The 277-nt window shown below is 61.4% G+C and carries 1 pseudogene; it reads left to right on the top strand.

Annotated elements, in window-relative coordinates:
• Window positions 1-277, top strand: a pseudogene (locus tag AAEZ05_RS28480) (acetyl-CoA hydrolase); the annotation flags it as partial.

Genomic DNA, 277 nt, shown 5'->3' with positions numbered 1-277 from the left:
GAATATGCCGGTGGGCTTTCAAGACCATTTTATCGGCCTGCATGCCAGTACCCTGGTGCGTGATGGCGGTACGTTGCAGATTGGTATCGGCTCCATGGGCGATGCGCTGACCGCTGCCTTGCTGGCGCGCCAGGCCGACAACGAGGCCTATCGCCTGTTGCTCACCGACCTGGATGTGTACCAGTGGGCGCCGTTGATCAGCCGCGAAGGCGGTGTCGAGCCGTTTGCCCGTGGCCTTTACGGTTGCAGCGAGATGTTCGTCAACGGCCTGCTGGTA

It is taken from the genome of Pseudomonas sp. HY13-MNA-CIBAN-0226, assembly GCF_040310305.1.
Taxonomy (GTDB): Bacteria; Pseudomonadota; Gammaproteobacteria; order Pseudomonadales; family Pseudomonadaceae; genus Aquipseudomonas; species Aquipseudomonas gregormendelii.
The sequence above is the reverse complement of the archived record's forward strand: the minus strand, read 5'-3'. Positions and strand labels throughout refer to the sequence as shown.